At 71.6% G+C, this 18,568-nt stretch carries 15 protein-coding genes and 6 pseudogenes; 6 read left to right on the top strand and 15 right to left on the bottom strand.

The window, feature by feature from the left end; translation table 11 throughout:
- Positions 1 to 161 precede the first annotated feature (161 nt).
- Both E2C04_RS19675 and E2C04_RS08905 read right to left on the bottom strand, forming a co-directional pair.
- On the bottom strand, positions 162 to 782 hold the full coding sequence (locus tag E2C04_RS19675) for an acyl-CoA dehydrogenase family protein (RefSeq protein ID WP_238694211.1): 621 nt from the start codon (positions 780 to 782) through the stop codon (positions 162 to 164).
- Positions 783 to 795: 13 nt separating this feature from the next.
- A pseudogene (locus tag E2C04_RS08905) lies at positions 796 to 1,844 on the bottom strand (acyl-CoA dehydrogenase family protein).
- Between the two features lie 438 nt (positions 1,845 to 2,282).
- Here E2C04_RS08905 and def point away from each other — a divergent pair.
- Positions 2,283 to 2,805 (top strand): annotated as a pseudogene (gene def / locus E2C04_RS08900) (peptide deformylase).
- An 18-nt stretch (positions 2,806 to 2,823) separates the two neighbouring features.
- Here def and E2C04_RS08895 read toward each other — a convergent pair.
- The 4 genes and pseudogenes from E2C04_RS08895 to E2C04_RS08880 form a co-directional block, all read right to left on the bottom strand.
- A complete protein-coding gene (locus E2C04_RS08895) occupies positions 2,824 to 3,627 on the bottom strand; it encodes a TrmH family RNA methyltransferase (protein ID WP_135832325.1) in 804 nt (267 codons plus the stop codon).
- Between the two features lie 4 nt (positions 3,628 to 3,631).
- Positions 3,632 to 4,863: pseudogene (cobA, locus tag E2C04_RS08890) on the bottom strand (uroporphyrinogen-III C-methyltransferase).
- Positions 4,864 to 4,939: 76 nt separating this feature from the next.
- Complete coding sequence (locus tag E2C04_RS08885; RefSeq protein WP_135832324.1) at positions 4,940 to 5,551, bottom strand: FMN reductase; 612 nt, start codon at positions 5,549 to 5,551, stop codon at positions 4,940 to 4,942.
- A complete protein-coding gene (locus E2C04_RS08880) occupies positions 5,548 to 6,714 on the bottom strand; it encodes an LLM class flavin-dependent oxidoreductase (RefSeq protein WP_135832323.1) in 1,167 nt (388 codons plus the stop codon). Before E2C04_RS08880 ends, E2C04_RS08885 begins: the two co-directional genes overlap by 4 nt.
- Positions 6,715 to 6,760: 46 nt before the next feature.
- Here E2C04_RS08880 and E2C04_RS21955 point away from each other — a divergent pair, with 46 nt between their 5' ends.
- Positions 6,761 to 7,885 (top strand): alpha/beta hydrolase, encoded by a 1,125-nt coding sequence (locus tag E2C04_RS21955; protein ID WP_420873074.1) that lies wholly within the window; start codon positions 6,761 to 6,763, stop codon positions 7,883 to 7,885.
- A gap of 47 nt (positions 7,886 to 7,932) precedes the next feature.
- Here the strand turns inward: E2C04_RS21955 and E2C04_RS08870 are convergent, their stop codons facing one another.
- The 4 genes and pseudogenes from E2C04_RS08870 to E2C04_RS08855 form a co-directional block, all read right to left on the bottom strand.
- Entirely contained in the window at positions 7,933 to 8,697 is a 765-nt protein-coding gene (locus E2C04_RS08870) for a sulfite exporter TauE/SafE family protein (RefSeq protein ID WP_135832322.1), read from the bottom strand.
- Positions 8,694 to 9,826: pseudogene (locus tag E2C04_RS08865) on the bottom strand (SPFH domain-containing protein). Before E2C04_RS08865 ends, E2C04_RS08870 begins: the two are co-directional and overlap by 4 nt.
- Before the next feature lie 42 nt (positions 9,827 to 9,868).
- Complete coding sequence (locus tag E2C04_RS08860; RefSeq protein ID WP_135832321.1) at positions 9,869 to 10,330, bottom strand: NfeD family protein; 462 nt, start codon at positions 10,328 to 10,330, stop codon at positions 9,869 to 9,871.
- Positions 10,331 to 10,393: 63 nt separating this feature from the next.
- Positions 10,394 to 11,197 (bottom strand): ABC transporter ATP-binding protein, encoded by an 804-nt coding sequence (locus E2C04_RS08855; protein ID WP_135832320.1) that lies wholly within the window; start codon positions 11,195 to 11,197, stop codon positions 10,394 to 10,396.
- A 51-nt stretch (positions 11,198 to 11,248) separates the two neighbouring features.
- Here E2C04_RS08855 and serB point away from each other — a divergent pair, with 51 nt between their 5' ends.
- Positions 11,249 to 13,255, top strand: a complete 2,007-nt coding sequence (gene serB / locus E2C04_RS22305) for a phosphoserine phosphatase SerB (protein WP_338088734.1) — start codon at positions 11,249 to 11,251, stop codon at positions 13,253 to 13,255.
- Between the two features lie 34 nt (positions 13,256 to 13,289).
- Here serB and E2C04_RS08845 read toward each other — a convergent pair whose 3' ends face one another.
- From E2C04_RS08845 to fabG, 3 genes and pseudogenes are all read right to left on the bottom strand, one after another.
- The gene (locus tag E2C04_RS08845; protein WP_229721614.1) at positions 13,290 to 13,805 is read right to left on the bottom strand and encodes a SixA phosphatase family protein; all 516 of its coding nucleotides are present in this window, start codon (positions 13,803 to 13,805) and stop codon (positions 13,290 to 13,292) included.
- A gap of 53 nt (positions 13,806 to 13,858) precedes the next feature.
- Positions 13,859 to 14,627 (bottom strand): annotated as a pseudogene (gene fabI, locus E2C04_RS08840) (enoyl-ACP reductase FabI).
- A gap of 17 nt (positions 14,628 to 14,644) precedes the next feature.
- Positions 14,645 to 15,372, bottom strand: a pseudogene (gene fabG, locus E2C04_RS08835) (3-oxoacyl-ACP reductase FabG).
- Positions 15,373 to 15,444: 72 nt separating this feature from the next.
- On the opposite strand from fabG, the gene E2C04_RS08830 reads away from it, so the two are divergent.
- Positions 15,445 to 15,789 carry a DUF3099 domain-containing protein gene (locus E2C04_RS08830; protein ID WP_135832319.1) on the top strand — a complete coding sequence of 115 codons (345 nt, stop codon included), beginning with the start codon at positions 15,445 to 15,447 and terminating at the stop codon, positions 15,787 to 15,789.
- The gene (locus E2C04_RS08825) at positions 15,786 to 15,998 is read left to right on the top strand and encodes an acetone carboxylase (RefSeq protein WP_135832318.1); all 213 of its coding nucleotides are present in this window, start codon (positions 15,786 to 15,788) and stop codon (positions 15,996 to 15,998) included. The genes E2C04_RS08830 and E2C04_RS08825 overlap by 4 nt, the downstream gene beginning before the upstream one ends.
- An 18-nt stretch (positions 15,999 to 16,016) precedes the next feature.
- On the opposite strand, the gene moaA is transcribed toward E2C04_RS08825, so the two are convergent.
- A complete protein-coding gene (gene moaA / locus E2C04_RS08820; RefSeq protein WP_135832317.1) occupies positions 16,017 to 17,003 on the bottom strand; it encodes a GTP 3',8-cyclase MoaA in 987 nt (328 codons plus the stop codon).
- 55 nt (positions 17,004 to 17,058) lie between these two features.
- On the opposite strand from moaA, the gene E2C04_RS08815 reads away from it, so the two are divergent.
- Positions 17,059 to 17,847 (top strand): SURF1 family cytochrome oxidase biogenesis protein, encoded by a 789-nt coding sequence (locus tag E2C04_RS08815; RefSeq protein ID WP_135832316.1) that lies wholly within the window; start codon positions 17,059 to 17,061, stop codon positions 17,845 to 17,847.
- Here E2C04_RS08815 and E2C04_RS08810 read toward each other — a convergent pair.
- Positions 17,791 to 18,549: an SDR family oxidoreductase gene (locus tag E2C04_RS08810; protein WP_135832315.1), complete on the bottom strand. Its 759-nt coding sequence runs from the start codon at positions 18,547 to 18,549 to the stop codon at positions 17,791 to 17,793. The genes E2C04_RS08815 and E2C04_RS08810 overlap by 57 nt on opposite strands.
- Between the last annotated feature and the right edge of the window lie 19 nt (positions 18,550 to 18,568).

Below are 18,568 nucleotides of genomic sequence, written 5' to 3'. Positions count from 1 at the left end.
CCGGGTGTTGTCGAAGGTCGCCATGGCGCCGCCGAAGCCGGCCTTGACGTCGATCTCCGGGCTGCCGAGCAAGTTCTCCGCCGGCACCCGGCAGTCGGTGAAGGTGATCACGGCGGTGTCGGAGGCACGGATGCCGAGCTTGTGCTCGAGCCGCTCCACCTTCATCCCGGGGTGCCCTTCTCGACCACGAAGGACTTGATCGCGGCACGACCCAACGAGCGGTCGAGCGAGGCCCACACCACGACGGCGTCGGAGCGTTCGCCCGAGGTCACGAAGATCTTCTCGCCGTTGATGACGTAGTGGTCGCCGTCCTTGACGGCGGTGGTCGTCAGCGCGGCCGAGTCGGAGCCCATGGAGGGCTCGGTGATGGCCATCGAGGCCCAGACGTTCTTGAAGCGCGCCTTCTGCTCCTCGTTGGCCACGGCTGCGATGGCCGCGTTGCCGAGGCCCTGGCGCGGCATCGAGAGAAGGAGGCCGGTGTCGCCCCAGCACATCTCCGCGACCGAGAGGATCGAGGCGAGGTTGGCGCCGTTGCGCACCTTGGTGGGGTCGTGCGGCTCCTTGGCGGGCGACTGCTGGCTGGCCCCGGTGGCGCCCGCGCCCTCAGCGGTGCCCGACTCGGAGAGGCCGTCGATCATGGCGGCCAGCATGTCGAGCTCCTTGGGGTACGCGTGCTCGGCACGGTCGTACTTCCGGGAGATCGGGCGGAGCATGTTCATCGCGACCTGGTGGGCCTGGTCGATGACCATGCGGTGCTTGCGGGGAGTCTCGAGGTTGATCATGGTCGTGGTGCCCTCAGACGAGGACGGCTCCTTCCATCAGGCCGACGGCCCGCAGGTCGCGGTACCACCGCTCCACCGGGTGCTCCTTGACGAAGCCGTGGCCACCGAGCAGCTGCACGCCGTCGAGGCCGATCTTCATCCCCTTGTCGGCGCACAGCTTGCGGGCCAGGGCGACCTCGCGGGCGAACTCTTGCCCTGCGCCGCGCGCGACGCCGCCTTCCAGGTCAGCAGGCGCATGGCCTGCAGCTCGATCGCGATGTCGGCGACCATGAACGCGACCGACTGCCGGTGCGCCACCGGCTCGCCGAACGCCTCACGGGTCTTCACGTAGTCGCTCACGTAGTCGAGGACCGCCTGCCCGGTGCCGACCGCGAGGGCGCACCAGGCCAGGCGCGACAGGCGTACGCAGTCTGCGTAGGCAGTGCCGTCGGTGTCGCCCAGCAGCTCGGCCGGGGTGTCGGTGAGGGTGAGTCGGGTGAGCCCTGCGGCCCGCACGCCCATCGACGGGTCGGCCTCCACCTCGATGCCGGTGGCCGAGGAGGGCACCACGAAGAGTGCGGGCCGGCCGTCGAGCTGCGCGCCCACGACGAAGAGCTCGGCCGCGGCGCCGCGTACGACGCCGGACTTCACGCCGGTGAGGCGGTAGCCGTCGCCGGAACGCACGGCCGTGGTCGTCGGGGCCATCGCGTCGAAGAGCACGCTGGGCTCGGCCAAGGCCAACGCCGCTGCGGCGACGTCCTCGCCCGTGAAGGCCGGAAGGTAGGTCTGCTGCTGTTCGTCGGTGCCCCACAGCGAGATCGCCGTGGCCACGGCGCCGGGCGCCAGCGTGGCCACAGCCAGACCCATGTCCCCGCGCGACAGCGCCTCGGTGACAAGGGTGCCGGCCACCGCCGACCGCTCCTCACTGAGGCCGCCCAGCGACTCGGGGATCCCGAGGATCGGCAGCCCGATCTCGACGCTGGCCTTGAGGGCGACATCGGGGGCTGCGCACTCGTCGTCGGCGACGGAGGCCGCCGGTCGGAGCACCTCCTGGGCGAACTCCTGCACCACGTCGACGAGCATCTGCTCGTCCTCGGTGGGAGTCAGGTCGAAGACGCCCTGTGCCGAGGGGGTCGAGGGGCGTACGCCGGGCTTCTTGCTCCCCCGGCGGGCGAACGCGCGACCGGCTGCGGCCGCCGTGCGGAACCCGCTGCGGGTCGCGTTGAAGACGAGCTGCTCGGTCTGCTTGCGCACCCCGACCCGGTCGAGGATGTCGCTCTGGGCGAGCTTGCCCAGCACCGCGACCGCGTAGCCCAGCGGTGCCCTGGTTTCGTTGGAGGCCAGGCCGTGGGTGCCGCCCGGACCGCGCTGTGAGGTGAACAACATGCGGCAAATGTAACTCGGAGTTACACACCGCGCCACAGGCTTCGAAGTGACGCAGGTCACACGACTGCGCCGACTAGGATCTCCCCATGTCCGTCGCCCCCTCCGCTGGTCGCCCAGGGCGGCACCGTCCGCCCGATGACCCGCTGGGGCACCGACGTGATGCACCGGCCCCAGCAGGCGGTGACCGTCTTCGACGACGCGCTCAAGGAGCTCGCCGCCGACATGGTCGCGACGATGTACGCGGCCGAAGGGTCGGCCTGGCCGGCTGCCAGATCGGTGAGGATGTCTCCATCTTCGTCTTCGACTGTCCCGACGCCTCCGGGCAGCACACGGTCGGAGTCGTCTGCAACCCGCGCCTCACCCTCCCCGAGGCCGGCCAGCGCCACCTCGACGTCGACGACGAGGGCTGCCTCTCCTTCCCCGGTGCGTTCGCCGAGTGCGCACGCCCCGACTGGGCCGCGGTGGACGGCCAGGGCCTCGACGGCGAGCCGGTGCACTTCGAGGCGACGGCCTGCTCGCCCGATGCCTGCAGCACGAGACCGACCACACGGTCGGCACCGTCTTCGGTGACCGTCTGCCCACCAAGGTCCGCAAGAAGCTCACGAAGGCCCACGAGAAGGTCGCGAAGAAGTACCCCGAGGGCTGGCCGGCCGTCTGACGCAGCCCGGGGCGAGGGTCAGCGCCGCGCCGCGACGTAGCAGGCGACCGCCGAGGCGGCGGCGACGTTGAGGCTGTCGATCCCGGCCGCCATCGGAATGATGGCCCGCCTGTCGGCCACCCGCTGCCACCGCTCCGAGATCCCGGGCCCCTCGGACCCCAGGACCAGTGCGAGCCGGTCGACGCCGCGTACCGCCTCCTCCACAGGCGTGGCGTCAGGGGCGAGCGTCAGGGCGACCGTCGTGAAGCCCGCCTCGGAGAGCTGCGGCAGTGCGTCGTACCAGTCGGGCAGGCGGGTCCACTGCACCGAGAAGACGCTGCCCATCGCCACCTTCACCGACCGGCGGTAGAGCGGGTCGGCGCACCGCGGGGAGAGCAGCACGGCGTCGAAGCCGAGGGCCGCGCCCGACCGGAAGATCGCGCCGACGTTGGTGTGGTCGACGACGTCCTCCAGGACCAGGACCGAGCGCGCCCCGGCCAGGACCTCCTCGACGCTGGGCAGGGGCCGGCGGTGCAGCGAGGCCAGGGCTCCGCGGTGCACGTGGAAGCCGGTGACCTCCTCGGCGAGCTCCTCCGACAGCACGTAGCAGGGGGCGTCGGTGCGGTCCAGCACCTCACGCAGGCCGTCGAGCCAGCGCGGGGCCATGAGGAACGAGCGCGGTTCGAAGCCGCCCTCGACGGCGCGTCGTACGACCTTCTCGCCCTCCGCCAGGAAGAGCCCGTGCTCGGCCTCGAGGCTCTGGCGCAGCTGTACGTCGCGCAGGTTGCGGTAGTCGTGGAGCCGCGGGTCGTCGGCCGACTCGATCTCGATGTACGTGGCCACGGGCTCAGCCCTGCGTCGGGGCGAGGTAGCGGTCGGGGTGGGCGACGGCGACGACGTCGCCGACCACGATGATCGCGGGCGGGCGCACGGAGTGGGTGACCAGGTCGTCGGCCAGCGTCCCGAGCGTCGAGAGCACGGTCCGCTCGGTCGGCATCGTGCCGTCGCAGATCACGGCGACGGCGGTCTCGGCCGTACGCCCGTGCTCGACGAGCGTGGCGGCGATGGCCGGGGCGTTCTCCACCGCCATCAGGAGCACCAGCGTGCCCCGGAGCCGGGCCAGTGCCGGCCACTCGACGAGGGAGTCGTCGTGCCCCGGGGGATGTGGCCCGAGACGACGGTGAATTCGTGCGCCACCCCGCGGTGCGTGACCGGGATCTGGGCGATCCCCGGCACCGCCACCGACGAGCTCAGGCCCGGGATGACGGTGACCGGCACGCCGGCCTCGCGGCACGCGAGGATCTCCTCGAAGCCGCGGCCGAAGACGAAGTTGTCGCCGCCCTTGAACCGCACGACCCGCTTGCCCTCGAGCGCCTTCTCGACGATCACCTCGTTGATGTACTCCTGGCGGGCACTGCGACCCCTCGGGAGCTTGGCGACGTCGAGCAGCTCCACGTGCGGGCCGAGGCCGTCGAGCAGGGCGCGGGGTGCGAGCCGGTCGGCGACGACGACGTCGGCCGACGCCAGCGCGTGGCGAGCCGCCACCGTCACCAGCTCCGGGTCGCCCGGACCGCCACCCACGATGACGACGCCCGGCGTGCGGTCCAGCGCGCCGGCGGCGGTGAGCTGGCCGTCGCGCAGGGCGGTCAGGATGTCGTCGCGCAGCGCTGCGGACTGCTTGGGCTCGCGGTTGCCCAGCACCGCCACGGTGACGGAGCCGTGTCGCCCGACGGCAGGAGTCCAGGCAGTGCCGCCGGTGGCGTCGTCGCTGCGGACGCAGAAGATGCGCCTGGCCTCGCAGGCAGCGGCGACCTGCGCGTTGACCTCGGGCACGTCGGTGGCTGCGATGCAGTACCAGGCGTCCTGCAGGTCGTCCTCGACGAAGGGGCGCAGGGCGAGGGTGATCTCCTGCTCCATGCCCTCGATCGCGGGAGTCACCACGGGAGCCACGACCAGCACGTCGGCGCCGGCGTCGATCAGGGCCGGGATGCGCCGCTGGGCGACGTGGCCGCCCCCGACGACGACGACGCGTCGACCGTGCAGGCGCAGGCCGGTGGGGTACGGAGCGGCGGCGTTCATGGGAGACATTCTCCCTGCTCGCGCCGCCACTCCTGCACCAGTCTCGCTCGCGCGGGACGGCCTCGTGCCGAGGCGGTCAGACGCGGCCCAGCAGCTCCGCGAACGGCACCGGGTCGGCGAACTCGTCGCGCGGTGCAGTCGCCCGGAGGCCACCGCCCAGGAGGGCGGCCAGCTCCCCCGCTGCGCGTGTGGCACGCGCGTCCAGCGAGCTGCCCGCCTCGGAGCCGAAGTCCTCCGTCGCGGCGAAGACCGCCGTCGGCACCGGGACCGCGCGCAGGTAGGCGAAGAGCGGCCGCATGGCGTGCTCCAGCACCAGGGAGTGGCGTGCCGTCCCTGCAGTGGCGCCCAGCACCACCGGCTTGCCGCTGAGCAGGCCCGGCTCCATGACGTCGAAGAACGTCTTGAAGAGACCGGAGTAGGACGCCGAGAAGACCGGGGTCACCACGATGAGGGCGTCAGCACTGCCCACTGCCTCCAGGGCCGTGGCCAGGTCACCGGTCGGGAAGCCCGTCACCAAATGGTCGGCCAACGCGCGGGCCAGGGGCCGCAGCTCGACGACGTCGACCTGCGGCGGCACGCCGTCGTGGCTCAGGGCCTCGACCGCGTGCGTGGTCAACAGGTCGGCCAGGAAACGGGTGGACGACGGCGTGCTGAGGCCGGCGCTGACGACGACGAGGCGGGTGCTCATGCGTGGCTCTCCTGGGCGACGGGCGAACGACCGGTGACGGTGTCCGCGACGGGCGTGCGTGTGGACGGTGCTGCAACGCCTTCCTGCGCGGCAACCTTCCCGGCGACCAGCGACGCGTGCGTGGGGGCGTCGGGGACGTCGGCCGGACGCAGGGCGGCGAACTCCTTGCGCAGGACCGGGACGACCTCCTCGCCCAGCAGGTCCAGCTGCTCCAGGACCGTCTTGAGCGGCAGTCCGGCGTGGTCCATCAGCCAGAGCTGGCGCTGGTAGTCGCCGGCGTACTCACGGAAGCTGAGGGTCTTCTCGATGATCTGCTGCGGCGACCCGACGGAGAGCGGCGTCCCGGCCATGAACTCCTCGAGCGACGGGCCGTGTCCGTAGACGGGCGCGTTGTCGAAGTACGGACGGAACTGCTTCACGGCGTCCTGGCTGTTCTTCGAGATGAAGGCCTGCCCGCCGAGGCCGACGATGGCCTGGTGGGCCTTGCCGTGGCCGTAGTGCTCGAAGCGCCGGCGGTAGAGGCGGACCATCTGGGCCGTGTGGGAGGCGGGCCAGAAGATGTGGTTGGAGAAGAAGCCGTCACCGTAGTAGGCCGCCTGCTCGGCGATCTCTGGGCTGCGGATCGAGCCGTGCCAGACGAAGGGCGGTACGTCGTCGAGCGGGCGGGGCGTGGCGGTGAAGCCCTGGAGCGGGGTGCGGTGCTTGCCCTGCCAGTTGACGACGTCCTTGCGCCACAGCTGGTGCAGCAGGGCGTAGTTCTCCACGGCCAGCTCGATGCCGTCGCGGATGTCCTTGCCGAACCACGGGTAGACGGGTCCTGTGTTCCCCCGTCCCAGCATCAGGTCGACCCGGCCCTCGGCCAGGTGCTGCAGCTGGGCGTAGTCCTCGGCGATGCGCACCGGGTCGGTGGTGGTGATCAGCGTCGTCGAGGTCGACAGGAGCAGGCGCTCGGTCTGGGCGGCGACGTAGGCCATGGTGGTCGTCGGCGAGGTCGCGACGAAGGGCGGGTTGTGGTGCTGGCCGAAGGCCATCACGTCGAGCCCCACCTCCTCGGCCTTGCGGGCGATGGCGACGGTGGCCTTGATGCGCTCGTGCTCGCTCGGCGTGTGGCCGGTGGTCGGGTCCGTCGTCACGTCGCCGACGGTGAAGATTCCGAACTGCATCCCTGACTCCTAATTGAAAGACGAACTATCCGGCCCAACGGTGGCGATGGTCCAGGTATTCCCGGTGCCCGTGGGGCCAGTCCTTCTCCTCCGGCCTCCTCCGACACCCTGCCAAAGGTCGCCGGGTCGTGCGGCGGCGCCCACCGCCGGCTGGCAGGATGACGCCATGCATGAGCGAGTCGACCCCGCTGTCGAGGACGTCCTCGGGGCTCCCTACACGTCGGAGACCATCCACCTGGACGCGGACGACGAGGGCGAGGTGGTCGCGACCCTGGTGAAGCGCCCCACCCACGGCGAGACCAACTGCGCCGTGCTGCACGTCCACGGCTTCGCCGACTACTTCTTCCAGACCGAGTACGCCGAGTGGTGGACCGACCGCGGCTACACCTTCTACGCACTCGACCTGCGCAAGTACGGCCGGTCGATCCGGCCGCACCAGACGCCCAACTACGTCGAGGACCTGCGTTCCTACTACCCCGAGCTTGACGCCGCGTTGCGCCTCATCACCGAGCGCGACGGTCACGACGTGGTCGTCGGGAGCGCCCACTCGACAGGCGGCCTGGTCCTCCCCCTGTGGGCGAGCGACCAGGCGGTGGCCCTGGCCGGGATCGTGCTCAACTCGCCGTGGTTCGACCTGCGCGGACCGTGGGTGGTGCGCTCGGTCGGCACCCGCGTGATCAACCGGGTGGCGCAGCGTCAGCCGCGCCGCGTCATCCCCCGCTCGGTCAGTGGTTTACGCCCGCTCCCTGCACCGGGAGCACGGCGGCGAGTGGGACTTCAACCTCGACTGGAAGCCGTTGCGCTCCTGGCCCGTGTACGCGGGGTGGCTGAGCGCCGTGCGTCAGGGGCACGCCCGCCTGCACCGTGGTCTCGGGCTGCGCATGCCGGTCCTGGTGCTGGCCTCAGGACGCACCACGCTGCCGCTGGAGATGGGCGAGGACGTCTTCACCAGCGACGTCGTCCTCGACGTCAAGCAGATCCGCCGCTGGGCACCCTCGGTGAGCCGCCACGTCACGAGCGTGGTGGTGGACGACGCCATGCACGACGTCGTCCTGTCCCGTCCGCCGGTGCGCGCGGTGGTCTACGAGGAGCTCGACCGCTGGCTGGGGGCGTACGTCGAGGACGGCGCCGGACGCGTCTCCGACGTCTGACCCGCGCGGGCGCACCGTGACCCGCACCGTGGCCCGCTCTGGCCCTCGGGGAGGCGGGCGGACCCGCTCAGCCGCGGATGAAGAGCACCAGCGCCGTCAGACCGACCACCACGATGGTGCCGCGCAGCCACAGGTCCGGCAGGCGCCGCCCGACGCCGGCGCCGATCTGTCCACCCACGACCGATCCCAGGGCGATCAGCACGACCACCTGCCAGTCGATGTCGGCGACGAAGGCGAAGAAGAGCCCCGAGACCCCGTTGACCACGGCGCCGAGGATGTTCTTGATGCCGTTGAGGCGCTGCAGCGTCTCGGAGATGCCGATGCCCATGATGGCCATCAGCAGGACGCCCTGGGCGGCGCCGAAGTAGCCGCCGTAGACCCCTGCCAGCAGGATGGCGGGCCAGACCCACCAGGCGCCGTGGTGCGGCAGTCCACCGGTGGCCTCGTGCCGCTTGGCGACCCAGCGCGAGATGCGCGGTCCCGTGACCACGAGCACGACACCGAGCAGGATCAGCGCCGGGACCACGGCCTCGAAGGCCGCCGCGGGCAGCGCCAGGAGGAGCACCGCGCCCAGCAGTCCGCCGAGTGCGGAGGCGCTGAGAAGCCGGAGCACACGGCTGCGTTGCCCGGCCAGCTCCCGCCGGTAGCCGATGGCGCCGGAGATCGCACCCGGGACCAGGCCGATGGTGTTGGAGGCGTTGGCGGTCACCGGGGGGACGCCGAACGCCAGCAAGGTCGGGAACGTGATGAGCGTTCCCGACCCCACGATGGTGTTGATGGTGCCGGCTGCCACCCCGGCGACCAGGATGATGAAGCCTTCGAGCAGGGTCACTGGAGCCGCGGACCCTCGTCCCCGTCGACGGGATCGGCCGGAGCCTGGCTGCTCGTGGCCTCGGGCGCCCCCGAGGTCGGTGCGACCGGCGGCTGCTGAGCCAGGCCCTTGGCCTCCGCGATCGCGTCGGCGGCGGCCGCGTGGGCGGACTCGGCGCTGCTGCGCGGCAGCTGCGGCTCGCTCGGCCCCATGTCGACGCGCTTGACCGGACTGGCGTCCTGGGGGATGCCGGTGAGCTCACTCATCGTCGAACCGAGACCCTCGAGTGCCTTGCCGATCTCGGACGGCACGATCCAGAGCTTGTTGGCGTCGCCCTCGGCGATCTTCGGCATCATCTGCAGGTACTGGTAGGCCAGCAGGGACTGGTCGGGCGTCCGTCGTGGATCGCCTGGAAGACCGTCTGGATGGCCTGGCCCTCACCCTGGGCACGCAGGATGGCGGCCTCGCGGTCGGCCTGGGCCCGCAGGATCTGCGACTCGCGCTCACCCTCGGCGTTGAGGATGGCCGACTGCTTGTTGCCCTCCGCGGTGAGGATGGCCGATTGACGCTGACCCTCGGCCTGGAGCACGAGGGCACGCTTGTCGCGGTCCGCGCGCATCTGCTTCTCCATCGCGTCCTTGATCGACGGCGGCGGGTCGATGCCCTTGATCTCCACGCGGTTGACGCGGATGCCCCACTTGCCGGTGGCCTCGTCCAGGACCCCGCGCAGCCCACCGTTGATTTCCTCGCGGCTGGTCAGCGTGTCCTCGAGGTCCATGCCACCGACGATGTTGCGCAGGGTGGTCATGGTCAGCTGCTCGACGGCCTGGATGTAGTTGGCGATCTCGTAGGTCGCCGCGACCGGGTCGGTCACCTGGAAGTAGATGACGGTGTCGATCGAGACCACCAGGTTGTCCTCGGTGATCACGGGCTGGGGCGGGAAGCTGACGACCTGCTCACGCAGGTCGATCAGGTAGCGGACGCGGTCGATGAACGGCACGACCACGTTGAGGCCGGCGGGCAACGTCTGCTTGTACTTGCCGAACCGTTCCACGACTCCCGCGCGAGCCTGGGGCACGATCCGGACCGTCTTCATGAGGACGACGATCACGAACACGAGCACCAGTCCGAGCAGTACGTAGGGCAGCATGGCCTCTCCTGTCTTCGGGTGGGTGGGGTCTCGGTGGCGGGGTCAGACGCCGGGCGTGCTGATCGGGTAGACCACGGCCGTGGCGCCCCGGATCTCGATGACCTCGACCGGCTCGCCGGGCTCGATGGTCACGGTCTCGTCGAGCGGAACCGCCGACCAGATCTCGCCGGCGAGCTTGATGCGACCGGCGTTGAGGGCGGTGACCTGCTGGGTCACGACGCCGCGCTGCCCGACCAGCTTGCCGTGGCCGAGGGCGAGCTCGGGGCCGCCGTGCATGCGGCGAGCGATGGAGGGACGGGCGAGGGCCAGGGCGGCCAGCGCAGCGACGGCGGCGAGGATCACCTGGAGGACCACGGGCACCCCGAGCAGTGCGGCGACCATGCCGACCAGCGCGCCCATCGCTAGCATGATGAGGATCAGGTCGAGGCTGAAGAGCTCGAGCACGCCCAGCACGAACGCCACTCCCAGCCACGTCTGCCAGACGTGATCACCGAACCAGTCCATGGCCGAACCCTAGCCGGGTCACGGTCACGTCGGCGCCGCTGCCCACAGGCGGGGGCCGACGGGTCAGAGCGCCGCCCGCGTCGGGGGCCGCCGGCGCGCGGCGTACCGCCCGTCCTGCTCGGTCAGCACCAGCGGCATGCCGAAGGTCTCCGAGAGTGCCTCCTGGGTCACCACCCGGTGCAGCGGCCCCTGGGCCACGACCCGTCCCTGGCGCAGCATGAGCGCGTGGGTGAAGCCCGGCGGGATCTCCTCGACGTGGTGCGAGACCAGCACGGTCGCAGGCGAGTCGGCGTCGAGGGCGATCGACGAGAGCGTGGAGACGAGGTCCTCGCGACCGCCCAGGTCGAGGCCGGCTGCGGGCTCGTCGAGCAGCAGCAGCTCGGGGTCGGCCATCAGCGCGCGAGCGATCTGGACGCGCTTGCGCTCGCCTTCGCTCAGGGTCCCGAAGGGACGTCCGACGAGGTGGGCGGCACCCACCTCGTGGAGCAGCCCGGAGGCGCGGTCGTGGTCCAGCGACTCGTACTCCTCGCGCCACCGTCCGACTACGCCGTACGAGGCCGACACGACGACGTTCTCGACGAGCTCGTCACGCGGGATCCGGTCGGCCAAGGCTGCACTCGTGAGCCCGATCCGGGTGCGCAGCTCGAAGACGTCGACGGCGCCGAGCACCTCGTCGAGGATGCCCGCCACACCGGCGGTCGGGTGCATCTGGGCCGCAGCGACCTGGAGGAGCGTCGTCTTGCCGGCGCCGTTCGGGCCGAGGACGACCCAGCGCTCGTCCTCGTCGACCGTCCACGTCACGTCGTCGAGCAGGGTGGTGCTTCCACGGCGGACGGTCACTCCGGCGAACTCCAGGACTGTCGTCATGGCGGGTACCTTATCGACCCTGCATCCACGCGGCAGGACTACGCTCCCTGAGTGACCGACCACATGCCTCTTGCCGCCCAGTTCGCGTGGTGGGGCACCTCCTGGCTCCGGGGCCGCGCCGGCACCGACGAGCTGCTGGACGCGCTGACCCAGCGCGTGTCGGTGCACTCCGTCCGCAGCCACGGCCCCGAGGTCCCCCAGCTCGACGAGACCTCGCTCGTCCCCCTGCTGGCCCTGTGGCGCAGCCTCGGCGCCACCTCGGTCTCCTTGGCCCTGCCGGTCGAGGGGCACCCCCTCGGGCTGGGCGGGCCACGCGACTTCAACGCGGCCGCCACCGAGGTCGGCGAGGCCGTCGTGGTCACCGAGGTCGGGCTCGGCGCGGTGCCGTACGAGGTGGGCTCCGGGGTCACCTGGACGCTGCACGAGGCCCGACGCCGGCAGGTGCCCGACCTCGGCGAGGCCGACCGGATGCTGCGCAGCACCCTGCTCGCGACGCTCGACGCCCTGGAGTCGCTCGAGGTGGCGTCGTGGAGCCCCGAGGCCGCTGACCGCGCGATGAACCTGCGTCACCTCCCTGCCGTCAGCCCGGCCCCCGGCGTACCGGACCAGGCCCGGTCGCTCGCGGCACGGGCCGAGCAGGCCCTGGCCGTCGTCGAGGCCGCGCTGGAGGACCACGGGGGTGCCGTCTCGGCCCTCGAGGTCGCCCGTCGTGCGGAGGCGCTCCGGGACCTGGGGCGAGCTGCCCGCGCGGGCTGGTCGCTGCTTGCTCACCGGAGGTCTGGCCGCCCGATCGCTGATCCGTGCGCCGCGACGCCGTTTGGCGCGGGTACCCTCTGCACTGCCATGGAAGATGACGACAAGACGCTGCTGATCACCCTCACCGGCAAGGATCGCCCGGGCGTCACCGCCAGCGTCCTGCGCCGACTCGCGGCCTGCGGCGTGGAGGTGCTGGACGTCGAGCAGATCGTGCTCCGCAGCCAGCTCATCCTCGGTCTGCTGGTCACCGGCCCCCGCGGGTGGAAGAAGCTGCGCGCCGACCTCGAGACCCTGGCCGAGCGCCTGGAGATGCGTCTGGAGGTCTCGCGCGGCGAGGGCGACAACAAGGTCCGTGCCGAGGGGCGCAGCCACGTCACCGTCATCGGCGCCCCGCTCAAGGCCTCGGCACTGGCCGCGATCACGGGCCGGATCGCCGACTCGGGCGCCAACATCGACCGCATCGTCCGGATGGCCCGCTACCCCGTGACCGCGCTCGACCTCCACGTCTCCGGCGCCTCCCCCGTGGTGCTGCGCCAGGTGCTCGCCGCCGAGGCGTCGTCGCAGGGCGTCGACATCGCCGTGCAACCCGCCGGCCTGATGCGCCACGGCATGCGCCTGATCGTCATGGACGTCGACTCCACCCTCGTCCAGGGCGAGGTCATCGAGATGCTGGCCGCCCACGCCGGCGTCGAGGACGAGGTGGCCCGAGTCACCGAGATGGCCATGCGCGGCGAGCTCGACTTCGAGCAGTCGCTGCGCCACCGCGTCTCGCTGCTGGCCGGCCTCCCCGCCTCGGCGCTCGACGAGGTCCACGCCAACCTGCAGCTCAACCCCGGCGCTCGTACGCTCGTGCGCACGCTCCGCCGCCTCGGCTACCGGTTCGCGATCGTCTCGGGCGGCTTCAGCCAGATCACCGACCGTCTCGCCGCCGACCTCGACATCGACTTCGCCCGGGCCAACGAGCTGGAGATCGTCGACGGCGTCCTCACCGGCCGCATCGTGGGCGACGTCGTCGACCGTGCCGGCAAGGCCGCCGCGCTGCACGAGTTCGCCGCCCAGCTGGGCGTCCCGCAGGAGTCCGTGATTGCCATCGGCGACGGCGCCAACGACCTCGACATGCTCGCGGCCGCCGGCCTCGGTGTCGCCTACAACGCCAAGCCGGTGGTGCGCGACGCAGCCGACACGGCCGTCAACGTGCCCTACCTCGACACGATCATCTACCTGCTCGGGATCACCCGCGAGGAGATCGAGCAGGCGGACGCGGAGTCAGGGTTCCTCACCCCGGCTCCCACGCTCCCCTGACGCTCGCGGAGTCTCCGAAGCGGGGCGGGCGAGGTCAGTCTCGGCCCGCGTGGAAGGCGACGAGGCGTCCGTCGCCGAACCCGAGCTCGGACCACTCCTCCTCGACGTCGAAGACGGCGCACGCACTGGTGGGGTGGCCCCCCGCCATGGCCCGTGCGGCCGCCTCGTCCCCCTGCCCGTCGGAGAGCAGCTGGGCGACGTGGCTGACGGTGGGGTTGTGGCCGACCACGATCAGGTGGGTGACCTCGGCAGGCACCAGCCGCAGCAGGTCGACGGCGGCCTCGGGGCCGGCCGCGTAGAGCCCGGAGTCCACGTCGGGCTCGAGGTCCCAGCCGGCGGACTCGGCGACGCACGCCCAGGTGTCGCGCGTGCGCACGGCAGCGGAGACGAGGGCGTGGTCGGGCACGAACCCGAGCCCGGAGAGCCACTCGCCCGCCTGGGCCGCCTCGGTCCGCCCGCGCTCGGTCAGGGCTCGCTCCAGGTCGGAGGCAGCGACGGCCTCAGCCTTGGCGTGGCGCATGACGACGAGACGGCGGGGTGCGGAGCTCACGGCTCCACTCTCCCATCCGTCGACAAGCGGTCCGGTCGGGAGACCACCCGCAATCACATGCCCATCGCGTGGTATCCGCCGTCCACGTGCACGATCTCGCCGGTGGTCGCGGGGAAGAAGTCGGAGAGCAGCGCGACGACCGCGCGCGCGGTCGGCTCGTGGTCCGACTCGTCCCACCCGAGCGGAGCGCGGTCCTTCCAGGTGGACTCCATGTCCTCGAAGCCCGGGATCGCCTTGGCGGCCAGGGTCTTGAGCGGACCGGCCGAGACCAAGTTGCAGCGGATGCCCTCGGGGCCGAGGTCGCGGGCGAGGTAGCGGGAGGTCGACTCGAGGCCCGCCTTCGCCACGCCCATCCAGTCGTACGCCGGCCACGCGGTGGTCGCGTCGAAGGTGAGGCCGACGATGGAGCCACCCGACGACATCAGCGGCTGGCAGGCCACCGCGAGCGACTTCAGGGAGTAGGCCGAGACCTGGACGGCCTGGGCGACGTCGTCCCACGGGCCGGTGAGGAACTTCCCGCCGAGGAGGGTCTCAGGGTTGCCGTAGGCGATGGAGTGCACGACGCCGTCGAGGTGGTCGGCGTGCTCCCGCACGTGGTCGGCGAGGCCGGCCAGGTGGTCGGGCGGTGACGTCGAGCTCGAGCACCGGCGGCTCGGTGGGGAGCCGCTTGGCGATGCGTCGGGTGATGCCGAGCGCGCGGCCGAAGTTGGAGATCAGGACGGTGGCGCCCTGTTGCTGCGCGACCTTGGCGGTCGCGAAGCCGATGGAGGTGTCCATGGTGACTCCGGCCACCAGGATCGTCTTGCCCTCGAGAATTCCCATGTGTCTGCCTCTCAGCCTCAGTGGCCCATGCCCAGGCCGCCGTCGACCGGCACCACGGCGCCGGTCACGTACGCGGCGCCGGGGGAAGCCAGCCAGGTCACCGCGTTGGCGACCTCGGCGACGTCGCCGTAGCGGCCCAGGGGGACCTGGGTCTTGATCGCGGCCTTCTGCTCGTCGCTGAGCACGGCCGTCATGTCGGTGTCGATGAATCCGGGGGCCACCACGTTGGTGGTGATGCTGCGACTGCCCAGCTCCCGCGCGAGGGAGCGCGCGATGCCCACGAGCCCGGCCTTGGACGCCGCGTAGTTGACCTGGCCGGCGGAGCCCAGCAGGCCCACCACCGACGAGATCAGGATGATGCGTCCTCGGCGCAGACGGAGCATGCCCTTCGCGGCGCGCTTGGCCAGGTGGAAGGTGCCGGTCAGGTTGGTGTCGATGACCGAGCTCCAGTCGTCCTCGCTCATCCGGAGCAGGAGGGTGTCGGCGGTGATGCCGGCGTTGGCCACCAGCACCTCGACCGGTCCGTGGGCGGCCTCGGCCTCGGCGAACGCCGCGTCGACGGCCGCGGCGTCGGTCACGTCGCACCGCAGGTCGAGGGCGCCCTCGGGGGGCCTCCGCTACGGGTGGTCACGGCCACCAGGTCGCCCTGGGCGAGGAACGCCTCGGCAATCGCGCGTCCGATGCCACGGTTTCCGCCGGTCACGAGGACCGAACGCGCACTCTGGGAAGGGGTGGGAGTCGTCACGCGTCCTGACCGTAACCATTACCCCGGAGTACACGAAAAGAGGCGCTCCGGGCGTCGACGTATGCTGGCTGCATGGTGCGCGAAAGGCCCCGGGACGGTGAGGCGATCCGCATCACCACCGCCGGGAAGAACCGCAGCGAGGAGATCGACGGCCGGGTCCGCGGCTACCTCGTCTCGATGTCGATCCGCGTCGCCTGCTTCGCCGCCGCCGTGCTGGTCGGTCCGGGCGTCCTGCGGTGGGTCTTCATGGCCGGCGCGGTGCTGCTCCCCTACATCGCCGTGGTGATGGCCAACGCCACCGACCAGCGCTCCGACGCGCACGACCTGCGCCCCGTCATCACCGACCCCGAGCTCGAGGGGCCGCCGCCGGCTCCCGGCCTCGGGGGCCCCACCGAACGACCCGAGGACCACGAGTGAGTGACGACAGCCCCCAGGACATCTGCTCGGCCAAGGGATGCACGGCACCCGCCCAGCACGCGCTGGCCTGGAACAACCCGAAGGTCCACACGCCCGACCGCCGCAAGATTTGGCTGGCGTGCGAGGAGCACCGGGGCTCGTTGAGCGAGTTCCTCGCGGCGCGCAACTTCCTGAAGGACGTGACCCCGCACCAGCAGGCCGGCGCCTGACCCGCGTGGGCCGACGCCTCAGCCGCCGATGGCGGACATCGGGCGCGGCGGCTGCAGGAACGTCGGGTCGTCGATGCCGTGGCCCGGCAGCTTGACGGCCACGGCCGCCTGCCAGCGCGCCACCAGGTCGTCGTCGTCGGCCCCGGCCCGCATGGCGCTGCGCAGGTCCGACTCCTCGGTGCTGAAGAGGCAGTTGCGCACTTGCCCGTCGGCGGTCAGGCGTACGCGGTCGCACGCGCCGCAGAACGACTCGGTGACCGAGGCGATCACGCCGACGGTGCCCGGTCCGCCGTCCACGGTGTAGAGCTCCGCCGGCGCACTCCCCCGCGGCTCCACGGCCGGCGCGAGAACGTGGTGCTCACCGAGGAGCGCCCGGATCTCGTCGGCGGTCACCATCTCGTTGCGTCGCCAGCCCTGCTGGGCGTCGAGGGGCATCTGCTCGATGAAGCGCAGCTCGTAGTCGCGCTCGAGGCACCACTCCAGCAGGTCAGGCGCCTGGTGGTCGTTGACGCCGCGCATGAGCACGGCGTTGACCTTCACCGGACGGATCCCGGCGGCGTGGGCGGCCGCCAGACCGGCGACGACGTCGTCGAGACGGGCACGCAACGTCATCCGTGCGAAGGTCTCGGGGTCCGCGGTGTCGAGGCTGACGTTGACCCGGTCGAGGCCGGCCCGGGCCAGCGCGTCCGCCGAGCGGTGCAGCCCCAGTCCATTGGTGGTCAACGACAGCTCGGCGCCCAGCCTAGAGCACCGTTGCACGATGTCGACCAGGCCGCGGCGCAGCAGCGGCTCGCCGCCTGTGAACCGCACCTCACGGATGCCGAGACGTTCGATCCCGAGACGGACCAGGCGCACGACCTCGTCGTCGGTGAGCTGCTCCTCGGGCGGCAACCAGTCCAGGCCCTCGGCGGGCATGCAGTAGGTGCACCGCAGGTTGCAGCGGTCGGTCAGGGAGACCCGAAGGTCGGTGGCCACACGTCCGTGGCGGTCCCGGAGTTCTCCCATGGGCCCAGCATAGGGGCGGCGCGGTGGCGTTGGCCGCGGCGGATAACCTCGTGGCGTGCAGCGTCTTGGCTTCCTCATCAGCAGGCGATGGGGACTCTTCCTCGTCGCCGTGGCCCTTCTCTCTTGGCTGGCGTGGGAGCTGGGGCAGTGGCAGTTCGACCGCCTCGAGGACCGTCGTGAGCGCAACGCCATCATCGAGCGCAACGAGGCCCGTGACCCGGTGCCGGTCGAGGAGGTCCTGGAGCCCGGCGGCAAGGTCTCCGCCCAGGACGAGTGGGCCACCGTGCGCGCCCGCGGCGAGTACGACGAGGAGGACACCGTCTTCGTGCGCTACCGCACCAACCGTGAGCGCTCCGGGGTCCAGGTGGTCGTCCCGTTGCGACTCGAGGACGGCGCGACCCTCCTGGTCGACCGCGGCTGGTGGCCCACGCAGAACCGCGGCGAGGTACCCACCGACGTCCCGGCTCCGCCCGACGGCACCGTCGACGTGGTCGGCCGGGTGCGCGCCGACGCCACCGGCGACGCCACCAAGGTGACCGACAAGAGCACCCGCGCCATCTCCAGCAAGGCCATCGCCGAGGCGATCGACCACGAGACCCTGGGCGGCTTCGTCCAGCTCGTGAGCGAGTCGCCCGAGCCCGAGGAGGCCCTCACCCTGCCCGCCGAGCCCGAGCTCGACGAGGGGCCGCACTTCTTCTACGGCCTCCAGTGGTGGTTCTTCGGCGCCATGGCCATCTTCGGCTTCTTCTACCTGCTGTACGACGAGTGGCGCGACCGTCGCAAGGCGTCAGTAGGTGCGCAGCAGGCCCCCGTCGACGGGGACGGCGACACCGGTCAGGAATGACGCGCGGCGTGACAGCACGAAGGCTGCCACCGCACCGAACTCCTCGGGGCGTCCGTAGCGTCGCAGCGGGATCCGCTCCTCCCACAGGGTGCGGGTGGCGTCGGGGTCGTCCGACCCCGCGTCGAGCTCACGGACGCGGTCGGTGTCGATGCGGCCGGGCAGCAGGGTGTTGACGCGGATGCCCTTCGGCCCGAACTCGTCGGCCATCTCCTTGGCCACTGCGGCCAGGCCGGGGCGCAGGCCGTTGGAGATGCCCAGCCCGCTGACCGGGGACTTGGCGCTGGTGGAGAGCACGAAGGCGATCGAGCCTCCCTCGGGCAGCTCGGCCGCGACGGTGCGAGCCAGTCGTACGGCGCCCAGGAAGACCGACTCGAAGGCACCACGCCACTGCTCGTCCGACATCGCGTGCGCCGGTCCGGCCGGCGGTCCGCCGACGCTGACCAGCAGCCCGTCGACCCGCCCCCAGCGCAGCTTGGCCCGGTCGACCAGGAGCTCGGCCGTGTCGGGGTCGCTGTTGTCGGCGACGACGGTCTCCACCTGGGCGTGGGGGTGCTCCGCGGCGAAGGCGGCCAGAGCGTCCGGGTCGCGGCCCGAGACCACCACGCGCGCCCCGTCGGCGAGCAGCGCCTCGGCCGTGGCCCGGCCCAGCCCCTTGCTGGCGCCGGTGAGCAGGTACACGTGGTCAGCGACGTCAAGGTCCATGACCTGAACCTATCCCAGC

Origin of the sequence: Nocardioides daphniae, assembly GCF_004777465.1 — a bacterium.
Lineage (GTDB): Bacteria > Actinomycetota > Actinomycetes > Propionibacteriales > Nocardioidaceae > Nocardioides > Nocardioides daphniae.
This window is presented reverse-complemented; position numbering and strand designations above follow the sequence as displayed.

Coding starts and splice junctions, on each gene's coding strand:
- E2C04_RS08880 (WP_135832323.1), bottom strand. CDS start 6,714: ATGCAGTTCGGAATCTTCACCGTCGGCGACGTGACGACGGACCCGACC.
- E2C04_RS08810 (WP_135832315.1), bottom strand. CDS start 18,549: ATGGACCTTGACGTCGCTGACCACGTGTACCTGCTCACCGGCGCCAGC.
- E2C04_RS19675 (WP_238694211.1), bottom strand. CDS start 782: ATGATCAACCTCGAGACTCCCCGCAAGCACCGCATGGTCATCGACCAG.
- E2C04_RS08855 (WP_135832320.1), bottom strand. CDS start 11,197: ATGACGACAGTCCTGGAGTTCGCCGGAGTGACCGTCCGCCGTGGAAGC.
- moaA (WP_135832317.1), bottom strand. CDS start 17,003: ATGGGAGAACTCCGGGACCGCCACGGACGTGTGGCCACCGACCTTCGG.
- E2C04_RS21955 (WP_420873074.1), top strand. CDS start 6,761: ATGGTCCAGGTATTCCCGGTGCCCGTGGGGCCAGTCCTTCTCCTCCGG.
- E2C04_RS08830 (WP_135832319.1), top strand. CDS start 15,445: ATGGTGCGCGAAAGGCCCCGGGACGGTGAGGCGATCCGCATCACCACC.
- E2C04_RS08885 (WP_135832324.1), bottom strand. CDS start 5,551: ATGAGCACCCGCCTCGTCGTCGTCAGCGCCGGCCTCAGCACGCCGTCG.
- E2C04_RS08860 (WP_135832321.1), bottom strand. CDS start 10,330: ATGGACTGGTTCGGTGATCACGTCTGGCAGACGTGGCTGGGAGTGGCG.